This is a genomic window from Sandarakinorhabdus oryzae (assembly GCF_009733735.1).
Classification (GTDB): Bacteria; Pseudomonadota; Alphaproteobacteria; order Sphingomonadales; family Sphingomonadaceae; genus Sandarakinorhabdus; species Sandarakinorhabdus oryzae.
In genome coordinates this window covers 1-8,996 of record NZ_WNJP01000117.1, presented here as the reverse complement: position 1 = coordinate 8,996, position 8,996 = coordinate 1, and the positions used below count along the sequence as shown (strand labels likewise).

Annotated in this window: 10 protein-coding genes; 6 read left to right on the top strand and 4 right to left on the bottom strand. The window is 65.6% G+C overall.

Annotation, left to right across the window (positions count from 1 at the left end):
• The 5 genes from GJ693_RS11290 to GJ693_RS11270 all read left to right on the top strand — a co-directional run.
• Positions 1–684, top strand: a 684-nt coding sequence (locus GJ693_RS11290) for a class I SAM-dependent methyltransferase (protein ID WP_156256404.1), incomplete at its 5' end; no start/stop codon positions are given.
• Positions 681–1,613 carry a methylenetetrahydrofolate reductase [NAD(P)H] gene (metF, locus tag GJ693_RS11285; protein ID WP_197042135.1) on the top strand — a complete coding sequence of 311 codons (933 nt, stop codon included), beginning with the start codon at positions 681–683 and terminating at the stop codon, positions 1,611–1,613. The genes GJ693_RS11290 and metF, both read left to right, overlap by 4 nt.
• On the top strand, positions 1,610–2,659 hold the full coding sequence (locus GJ693_RS11280) for a homocysteine S-methyltransferase family protein (RefSeq protein WP_156256403.1): 1,050 nt from the start codon (positions 1,610–1,612) through the stop codon (positions 2,657–2,659). Before metF ends, GJ693_RS11280 begins: the two co-directional genes overlap by 4 nt.
• Positions 2,656–5,265 (top strand): methionine synthase, encoded by a 2,610-nt coding sequence (metH, locus tag GJ693_RS11275; protein WP_156256402.1) that lies wholly within the window; start codon positions 2,656–2,658, stop codon positions 5,263–5,265. Before GJ693_RS11280 ends, metH begins: the two co-directional genes overlap by 4 nt.
• A 357-nt stretch (positions 5,266–5,622) precedes the next feature.
• Positions 5,623–6,360, top strand: coding sequence for a hypothetical protein (locus tag GJ693_RS11270; protein WP_156256401.1), 738 nt, complete (start codon positions 5,623–5,625; stop codon positions 6,358–6,360).
• Here GJ693_RS11270 and GJ693_RS11265 read toward each other — a convergent pair whose 3' ends face one another.
• The 4 genes from GJ693_RS11265 to yghU all read right to left on the bottom strand — a co-directional run bounded on the left by GJ693_RS11265 (position 6,361) and on the right by yghU (position 8,447).
• Positions 6,361–6,663, bottom strand: coding sequence for an XRE family transcriptional regulator (locus GJ693_RS11265; RefSeq protein ID WP_156256400.1), 303 nt, complete (start codon positions 6,661–6,663; stop codon positions 6,361–6,363). It abuts the gene before it with no gap.
• A 10-nt stretch (positions 6,664–6,673) separates the two neighbouring features.
• Positions 6,674–7,009: a type II toxin-antitoxin system RelE/ParE family toxin gene (locus tag GJ693_RS11260; RefSeq protein WP_156256399.1), complete on the bottom strand. Its 336-nt coding sequence runs from the start codon at positions 7,007–7,009 to the stop codon at positions 6,674–6,676.
• A gap of 134 nt (positions 7,010–7,143) precedes the next feature.
• A complete protein-coding gene (locus GJ693_RS11255) occupies positions 7,144–7,584 on the bottom strand; it encodes a PaaI family thioesterase (protein WP_235902836.1) in 441 nt (146 codons plus the stop codon).
• Positions 7,581–8,447 carry a glutathione-dependent disulfide-bond oxidoreductase gene (gene yghU / locus GJ693_RS11250; RefSeq protein ID WP_156256398.1) on the bottom strand — a complete coding sequence of 289 codons (867 nt, stop codon included), beginning with the start codon at positions 8,445–8,447 and terminating at the stop codon, positions 7,581–7,583. Before yghU ends, GJ693_RS11255 begins: the two co-directional genes overlap by 4 nt.
• A 106-nt stretch (positions 8,448–8,553) precedes the next feature.
• Here yghU and GJ693_RS11245 point away from each other — a divergent pair, with 106 nt between their 5' ends.
• Positions 8,554–8,868, top strand: coding sequence for a GNAT family N-acetyltransferase (locus GJ693_RS11245; protein WP_197042134.1), 315 nt, complete (start codon positions 8,554–8,556; stop codon positions 8,866–8,868).
• The last annotated feature ends 128 nt before the right edge of the window (positions 8,869–8,996 follow it).

The window sequence follows — 8,996 nt, the reverse complement described above, 5'->3', positions numbered from 1 at the left end:
AAGTTGCCTGGCAGCGCGGACCTGGGCGCCGCCGATCGCGCGCGGCTCGCCGTGGTGCGGGCCGACCGGGCGGCAGCAGTGGACAGCTGGTTTGCCGCCCACGCCGGCGAATGGCAGCAGGAACGCTCCCTGCACAGCAGCGAGGCGGCCGTGGAAGCCGCGATCCGCGCGGCGCTGGGGACAGGCAGCCTGGGTGATCTGGTCGATGTTGGCACCGGCACCGGGCGCATGATCGAACTGCTGGCCGGACAGGCGACGAGCGTGCTTGGCCTCGATCGCAACCCCGAAATGCTGCGCATCGCCCGCAACAGGCTGGATGCAGCGGGCCTGACCGCGGCACGGGTGCAGACCGGCGACATGTACCAGCTGCCGCTGGCCGGTGCCGCCTGTGACACGCTGCTGCTGCACCAGGTGCTGCATTATGCCGACAATCCCGCCGCCGTGATCGACGAGGCGGCGCGCGTGCTGCGCCCCGCTGGCCGGCTGCTGGTGATCGATCTTATGCCGCACAACCGCGAGGAATTGCGCGTGGAGCGCCGCCACCTGCGATTGGGCTTCGCCGACGAGGCGGTGCTGGGTTGGATGGCGGCCGCTGGCCTGGCGGGCCAGGTTGCCAGCCGGCTGCCGGCAAGCCGCCCGGACGAGCTGGGCGTGACGATCTGGCTGGCGGAGAAGCCGAGATGAACCTGACGCTCAACCAGATGACCGAAGCCGCCCGCGCCGTGGAGCGGCCGCTGTTTGCCGATCTGCCTGGCGACCTGGCGGTGAGCTTCGAATTCTTCCCGCCCAAGACGCCGGCGATGCAGGAATCGCTGTGGCAGGCGGTGGAAACGCTGGTGCCGCTGGCGCCGCGCTTCTTTTCGGTCACTTATGGCGCCGGCGGTTCGACGCGCGAGCGCACCCACGCCACGGTGGCGCGCATCGTGAAGGACACGCCGATCCCCGCCGCCGCGCACCTGACCTGCGTGAACGCCACGGCCGCGGAACTGGATGCCATTGCCGATGATTATTGGGCTGCCGGCGTACGCCATATCGTGGCATTGCGCGGCGATCCTCCGGGCGGTGAAACGCGCTTCCAGCCCGTGCCCGGCGGCCATGCCAGCGCCGCCGAACTGGTTGCGGCGCTGAAACGCCGGCATGATTTCGAGATCTCGGTGAGCTGCTATCCCGAAACCCACCCGGAGGCCGCCAGCGCCCAGGCCGATCTGGATGCGCTGAAGGCCAAGATCGATGCCGGCGCGCGCCGGGCGATCAGCCAGTTCTTCTTCGAGCCTGACGCTTTCTTCCGCTTCCGCGACCGGGTGGCCGCGGCCGGACTTGATGTGGAGTTGGTGCCGGGCATCCTGCCGGTGAGCAATTATGCCAACCTCAAGAAGATGGCGCTGAGCTGCGGCACGCACCTGCCGGCGTGGATGGGCCGCCTGTTCGAGCATCTGGATGACAAGCCGTCGGCCCGCCAGCTTGTCGCCGCCACGGTCGCCGCCGAAATGTCGCGGCGGCTCTATGCTGGCGGCGTGCGCCATTTCCATTTCTACACACTCAATCGGGCCGAACTGTCCTACGCCATCTGCCATCTGCTTGGCGTGCGGCCGGCTGGAGAGGTTTCCGCATGACCACTGCCGCCAACGCCTTGCGCGCTGCTGCCGCCAACCGCATCCTGATCAAGGACGGGCCCTATGGCACCGAAATCCAGGCCCTGGGCCTGAACGCCCGTGATTATGCCGGCGATATCCCCAGCAATCACGACCAGAAGGGCAACAACGACCTCCTGAACCTCACCCGCCCGGACGCGATTGCCGGCATCTGCAACGCCTATATCGCTGCCGGGGCCGATCTGCTCGCCACCAACACGTTCAATGCCAACCGCATCAGCCAGGCCGATTATGGCATGGAGGACCGGGTGCGCGAGATCAACCTGGCCGCCGCGCGCATCATCCGCCAGTGCGTGGACGCCGCCATCGCTGCCGATGGCAAGCCGCGCTGGGTGGCCGGCGCACTGGGGCCGACCAACAAGACGCTGTCACTGTCCCCGCGCGTGTCTGACCCAGGCTATCGCGAAGTCACCTTCGATGGCGTGAAGGACGTCTATCGCGAGCAGATCGACGCGCTGCTCGATGGCGGGGTGGACTTCATCCTCATCGAAACGGTGTTCGACACGCTCAATGCCAAGGCCGCTGCCTTTGCCGCAGCGGAAGCCGCCGACGCCCGTGGCCATGAGGTGCCGGTGATGCTGTCGATGACGCTCACCGACCTGTCGGGCCGCAATCTTTCGGGGCAAACGGTGGAGGCCTTCTGGCACTCGATCGCCCACGTGAAACCGGTGGCCGTCGGCCTCAATTGCTCGTTCGGCGCCACCGAATTGCGCCCGCACGTGCAGGCGCTGGCCAAGGTGGCGGACACGCTGATCCTCACCTATCCCAATGCCGGCCTGCCCAATGATCTGGGCGCCTATGACGAGCAACCGGAGACGACGGCCGGCTTCATCCGTGGCTGGGCCGATGAAGGCCTGGTCAACATCGTTGGCGGCTGTTGCGGCAGCACGCCGGCGCATATCGCTGCCATGGCCCGCCAGGTCGCCAGCCTGCCGCCGCGCACTATTCCCCATCCCGAACCGGCGCTGCGCCTGTCGGGGCTGGAAGCCCACAGGTTTGCCGCATGACGACCGCCAGCTTCATCAACATCGGGGAGCGCACCAATGTCACCGGATCGGCGGCGTTCAAGAAGCTGATCCTGAACGGCGATTACACCGCTGCCGTGGAAGTCGCGCGCCAACAGGTCGAGAATGGCGCCCAGATCATCGACGTCAACATGGACGAAGGCCTGCTCGACAGCGAAGCGGCCATGGTCACCTTCCTCAACCTGATCGCCGCCGAACCCGATATCGCCCGTGTGCCGGTGATGGTGGACTCGTCAAAATGGACGGTGATCGAGGCCGGGCTGAAGTGCCTGGCTGGCAAGGGCATCGTCAATTCGATCAGCATGAAGGAAGGCGAGGCGATATTCCTCGAACAAGCGCGGAAATGCCTGCGCTATGGCGCGGCCGTGGTGGTGATGGCCTTCGACGAGCAGGGCCAGGCCGACACCGCCGCCCGCAAGGTGGAGATCTGCGAGCGCGCCTACAAATTGCTGACCGGCATCGATTTCCCGTCGGAGGACATCATCTTCGATCCCAACATCTTCGCGGTGGCGACGGGCATCGAGGAGCACAACAATTACGGGGTCGATTTCATCGAGGCCACCCGCGAGATCAGGAAGCGCTGCCCGCACGCCCATATCTCGGGCGGCGTCTCCAACCTGTCGTTCAGCTTCCGCGGCAATGAACCGGTGCGCCGGGCCATGCACTCGGTGTTCCTCTATCACGCCATCCAGGCCGGGATGGACATGGGCATCGTCAACGCCGGGCAGCTTGACGTCTATGACGCCATCGATCCCGAACTGCGCGAGCTGTGCGAGGATGTCGTGCTCAATCGCCGGCCTGACTCGACCGATCGGCTGCTCGCGGTGGCGGACAAGTTCAAGGGCGGCCCCGCAAGGGCGGCGGACCCGGCTGCCGAGGAGTGGCGCAGCTGGCCAGTCGCCCGGCGGCTGGAACATGCGCTGGTCAAGGGCGTGGACGCCTTTGTCGAGGCCGATACCGAGGAAGCGCGTCAGTCCGTTGTGCGCCCGATCGAGGTGATCGAAGGCCCCCTGATGGCCGGCATGAACGTGGTGGGCGACCTGTTTGGCGCCGGCAAGATGTTCCTGCCACAGGTGGTGAAATCCGCCCGCGTGATGAAGAAGGCGGTGGCCTGCCTGCTGCCCTACATCGAGGCGGAGAAGGAGGTCGGCTCCTCATCCAAGGGCCGCATCATCATGGCAACCGTGAAGGGCGATGTGCACGATATCGGCAAGAACATCGTGGGCGTCGTCCTCCAGTGCAACAATTTCGAGGTGATCGATCTTGGCGTGATGGTGCCGGCGCAGACCATCCTGGATGCGGCGGTGCGGGAAAAGGCGGACATGATCGGGCTTTCGGGCCTAATCACGCCGAGCCTGGATGAAATGGTGCATGTGGCGAGCGAGATGCAGCGCGCCGGCATGACCATGCCGCTGCTGATCGGCGGGGCGACGACCAGCCGCGTCCACACCGCGCTCAGGATCGCGCCGGCCTACGAGGGCCCGGTGGTGCATGTGCTGGATGCCAGCCGCGCCGTGGGCGTGGCGGGCACGCTGGTGTCAGACACGCTGAAGGACGCGCTGGTTGCCGAGACGGCGGCCGAATATGAGAAGATCCGCATCCAGCGCGCGGGGTCTGGCCAGTCGGCGCTGGTGCCGTTGGAACAGGCGCGGGCCAATGGCTATGCCCCCGATTTCGCCGCGCACCCGCCGGTGAAGCCCAATTTCACCGGCACGATGACCATCGACGATGTCGCGGTGGAGATGCTGATCCCCTATATCGACTGGACGCCGTTCTTCCGCGCCTGGGAACTGCACGGCAATTATCCGGCGATCCTCACCGATGCGGTGGTGGGGGAGAGCGCCTCCAGCCTGTTTGCCGACGCGCAGGCCATGCTGAAGCAGATCGTGGCGGAGCAATGGCTGCACCCCAAGGGCGTGATCAGCATCTGGCCGGTGCGGCGCGAGGGTGACGACGTCATGATCTTTGCCGACGAAGGCCGCAGCAAGCCGATCGCGCGCCTGCCGTTCCTGCGCCAACAGATCGCCAAGCGAGATGGCCGCGCCAACATGTGCCTGGCGGATTTCATCCACCCGGACGCCGACTGGCTGGGCGGGTTCGCCGTGCAGGCCGGTGAGGGGATCGACGCGCAGCTGGCCCGCTTCAAGGCCGGCAATGACGATTACAACGACATCCTGCTGAAGGCGCTGGCTGACCGGCTTGCAGAGGCCTTTGCCGAATATCTCCACGAGCGCGTGCGCCGCGAGATCTGGGGCCACGAGGTGGGCAACCGGATGAGCAACGAGGACCTGATCCGCGAGCGTTACACCGGCATCCGCCCGGCGCCCGGCTATCCGGCCTGCCCGGAGCATAGCCTGAAACGCCACCTGTTCGACCTGATGGGCGTGGAGGCGCGCGCTGGCATCACGCTGACCGACAGTTTCGCCATGTGGCCGACGGCAGCGGTGTCGGGATTTTACTTCGCCCATCCCGAAAGCGCCTATTTCGGCGTGGCGCGCATCGGGGAAGACCAGCTGCTCGACTATGCCGCCCGCCTGGGCGTCAGCCGCGAACGCGCCACCCAGTTGCTGCGGCCAAATCTCGACTGAGGGCCTGAACTCATTAAATCTGCAGGCCGTCACGAAACGAGGAAGGGCGAGAGGAGTGAGTGAGTGCAGCCAGATAGCAGCGCTATCTGGCAATCGAACGAGCGCGCTATCGGCCTTCCTCGCTTCGCCCGAAGGGTGGCCCGGAGGAGCGATATGGCGTCGTTGCGGTCGCTTGCCGGGGGGCGAAGCCCCGCCAAGGGCCCCATCGAAGTTTACTTCGATGGGTTGCCCAGCGCGCCCGCGCCTAGCCATATCGCTCCTCCGGGCCATGCCGGCCTGCAGATTTAATGAGTTCAGGCCCTAGCCGTTCAGGGTCGGTGCAGCCTATGGAGGGCATCCCCCGCCTGCCATCGCCCTGTGAACGCGCCCGCCTTCCTCCCGGTTCCGGCCGGATACCTCACCCTCCCGCGCGATCTGTGGGCGGCGCGGCGGCGCGTGCCGGTGCTGCTGCTGGTCATCGCGCTGCACATCGCGCTGATCCTGCTGTTGCTGCTGCTGGCGCCGCCGCAGCCCAAGGGCAAGCCGGGCGTGGCCAGCATCACGGCCTTCAACGTCGCCGCGCCCAGCCCGCAGCGCGCCCGGCCAAAGCCGCAGCAGCAAAAGGCCCAGAAAGCCCCCAGCAACCCGCAGCCCAAGCCAATGGTGACGGTGCCCAATGCGCCGCCGGCGAAATGGAGCTTTGGCGATCCGGCCTTGCTGGGCTTTGATCTGAAGAAGGTGCCGCAACCCGATCCGGCGCCGGCGCAGATGGCTGATGCCGGCCCGCCCGACAGCGCGGTGGTGGGCGTCGCGCCCGATGGGTCCAAGATGTATGCCGCCGATTGGTTTCGTGAACCGACCGATGCCGAACTGCGTTTCTATCTGCAGAAGGCGCGTTTTGCCGGCGCCGGCAGCTTTGGCCTGATCGCCTGCCGCACCGCGCCGCGCTTCCGGGTGGAAGACTGCCGCCCGATCGGCGAAACGCCCGGCTCGGGCCTCGGCTATGCCGTCAACGAGGCCTCCTGGCAGTTCCGCGTGAAGCCGCCGCGGGTGAATGGCGAGTATCAGGTGGGGACCTGGGTGAGCATCCGGATCGACATCACCAAGGCGGAATGATCAGTCGACCAGTTCCACCTTCAGCCGTTTGCCAACCTGCTGCGCAGCCTTGGCCAGAGACAGGAGGGTGACATTATGCTCGTTGGGATCGAGCAGTCGATCCAGTTGCTTGCGGCTTGTGCCCATAGCAGCCGCAAGTGCGGACTTGGTGATGCCGGCAGCGGCAATTGCGTCCTCCAGGTGTAGCGCCACGACGCGTTTGGTGGCGGCAAGCGTGACCTCGTCGCGAAAACCCTCTCCGTCAAGCCAGTCATCAAGACTGGTAAAGCCGGACGGATCGCGGGGAGTGGGCGGGCTGGTCATGGCAGAACCTTCAGGTAAACTCCTGTTGCCGATCGCGGGCGATGCGCATCTCCTTGTCCGGCGTTTGCTGGCTCTTCTTGATGAAGCCATGCAGCACGATCAGGTGCGATGTTCGGCGGTCGAAACAGTAGAACAGGCGAAACTCGCGGCCAGAAGGCAAGCTGCTGCGCAGCTCAGACAAGCCCTTGCCCAATGGTCGGCTCAGCGGCAGGCCGAGCGGATGGCGCATTTGCAGGGTTTTTAAATCCTCGCCGATGGTGCGCCGGTCGGCAGGGTCAAAGGAACGGATCAGATCGAGGACAACATCGTTACCGGCTGGAGTGCGGTAGAAGACGAGGGGGAACATGCGAGACTCCGGATTCGGACTGCAGAAGCAGCCTGCTTCATGGTGTTTCTCCTCCGTGAGATTCGGTTAGTAGCTTGGATAGCAAATCCAAACACATGTTGCGTACCATATATGGTACAAAAGTCAACCCCCATTCACACCATTTTTGCCGCCACCTTCGCTACATCGATCAGGCTGATGGTGCTGCTCGCCTTGGCCAATATCCTGCCGTCCACCGTCGTCAGCCGGCCTTCGGCGAAAACGGTGCGGCCGCCGGCCTTTTCGATCCAGGCTTCGGCGAGCACGCGGCCGGGGTTGGCCGGCGCGAAGTAGCTGACCTTGATCTCCAGGCTGATCGGCACCCGGTCAAAGCCATATTTTGCCATCACGGCATGGGCCATGGCGGCGTCGATCCAGCCGGCGACAAAGCCGCCCTGGGCAATGCCGCCACTGTGGCACATGGCGGGCAGCACTTCATATTCGATCACCGCATGGCCAGGTTCAAAGCGCGCGATCCGCCGCTGGGCCAGGCTGTCGGGCAGGGAACCCGGCGGGCCGATGTCGGATGGCTGGCGGATCGCGCTGTCGCTGCTCATGCTTGCTTGGCCACCTTGTCCTGGGTCTTGGTGTCGAAATCGCTGGCGTCGTGGCGTTCGTGCAGCTGGCTCGACGGCTCGCCATAGACGCGGTTGACCATGCGGCCACGCTTCACCGCCGGGCGTTCGCCGATCTGCTTCGTCCAGCGGATGACATTGGTGTAGCTCGCCACATCGAGGAATTCGCCGGCTTCGTAGAGCAGGCCAAGGCTGAGCGCGCCATACCAGGGCCAGATCGCCATGTCGGCGATGCTGTATTCGCTGCCGGCCATATACGCATTGGTCGCCAGGTGCCGGTCGAGCACGTCCAGCTGCCGCTTCACTTCCATGGCATAGCGGTTGATCGGATATTCCTGCTTGGTGGGGGCATAGGCATAGAAATGGCCGAAGCCGCCGCCCAGGAACGGCGCCGAACCCATCTGCCAGAACAGCCAGCTCAAGGCCTCGGTGCGGGCTGGCAGGCTGGTGGGCAGGAAGGCGCCGAATTTTTCCGCCAGATAGATCAGCATGGCGCCGCTTTCGAAGATGCGGGTGGGCGGATCGGTCGAGCGGTCCACCATGGCCGGAATCTTGCTGTTGGGATTGACCGCGACAAAGCCCGAGCCGAACTGGTCGCCGGCACCGATGTTGATCAGCCAGGCATCATATTCGGCGCCGCTGTGACCGGCGGCCAGCAGTTCTTCCAGCATCACCGTCACCTTCACGCCGTTGGGCGTGCCCAGCGAATAAAGCTGGATCGGGTGCTTGCCGACCGGCAGGTCCTTGTCGTGGGTGGGGCCGGCGATGGGACGGTTGATGGCAGCGAAACGCCCGCCGCTCTCCTTGTCCCACGTCCACACCTTGGGGGGCACATAATCGCTCATCGAAATTCTCCTGATGGGGGATGACGCTGTTGTGGGCCGCGCCCGCCAGCTTGCCAAGCCATCAGGATGGCGAGAAAATCTTTCCAGCAAAATAGGAGCAGCGGCTGTGGCTGACATCATTATCACCAAGGATGACGGGCCCCGCCATGGCCGATATGTGGCGCGGGTGGCCGGTATTGATGCCGAGGCCGAGCTGGTCTTCACCCACCGCGGCCCCGGCCTGATCAGCGCCGATCACACTGAAGCGCCCGAGGCGATGCACGGCACCGGCGCGGCGCGGGCGCTGGTGGACGCGCTGATTGCCGATGCCCGGGCCACGCCCTTCCACATCATTCCGCTCTGCCCCTATGTCCGCGCCCAATATGCGAAGCACCCCGACTGGCAGGACGTGATGACGGTGGCGCCCGGCGAAACGCCCTGAACGGCTGCCTCAGCCGCGATGGCGGCCGAGCAGGAAGGCGCGTACCGCCGGGTCGGCAGACAGGCCGGCAGCGCGGGTGGCAGCGGCGCGGGCGGCCGCGTGATCGCCCAGGGCGGCCAACGCGTCGG

Excerpts from the sequence above, each read along its gene's own strand:
- metF (WP_197042135.1), top strand. The coding sequence starts at position 681 with ATGAACCTGACGCTCAACCAGATGACCGAAGCCGCCCGCGCCGTGGAG.
- GJ693_RS11280 (WP_156256403.1), top strand. The coding sequence starts at position 1,610 with ATGACCACTGCCGCCAACGCCTTGCGCGCTGCTGCCGCCAACCGCATC.
- metH (WP_156256402.1), top strand. The coding sequence starts at position 2,656 with ATGACGACCGCCAGCTTCATCAACATCGGGGAGCGCACCAATGTCACC.
- GJ693_RS11265 (WP_156256400.1), bottom strand. The coding sequence starts at position 6,663 with ATGACCAGCCCGCCCACTCCCCGCGATCCGTCCGGCTTTACCAGTCTT.
- GJ693_RS11260 (WP_156256399.1), bottom strand. The coding sequence starts at position 7,009 with ATGTTCCCCCTCGTCTTCTACCGCACTCCAGCCGGTAACGATGTTGTC.
- GJ693_RS11255 (WP_235902836.1), bottom strand. The coding sequence starts at position 7,584 with ATGAGCAGCGACAGCGCGATCCGCCAGCCATCCGACATCGGCCCGCCG.
- yghU (WP_156256398.1), bottom strand. The coding sequence starts at position 8,447 with ATGAGCGATTATGTGCCCCCCAAGGTGTGGACGTGGGACAAGGAGAGC.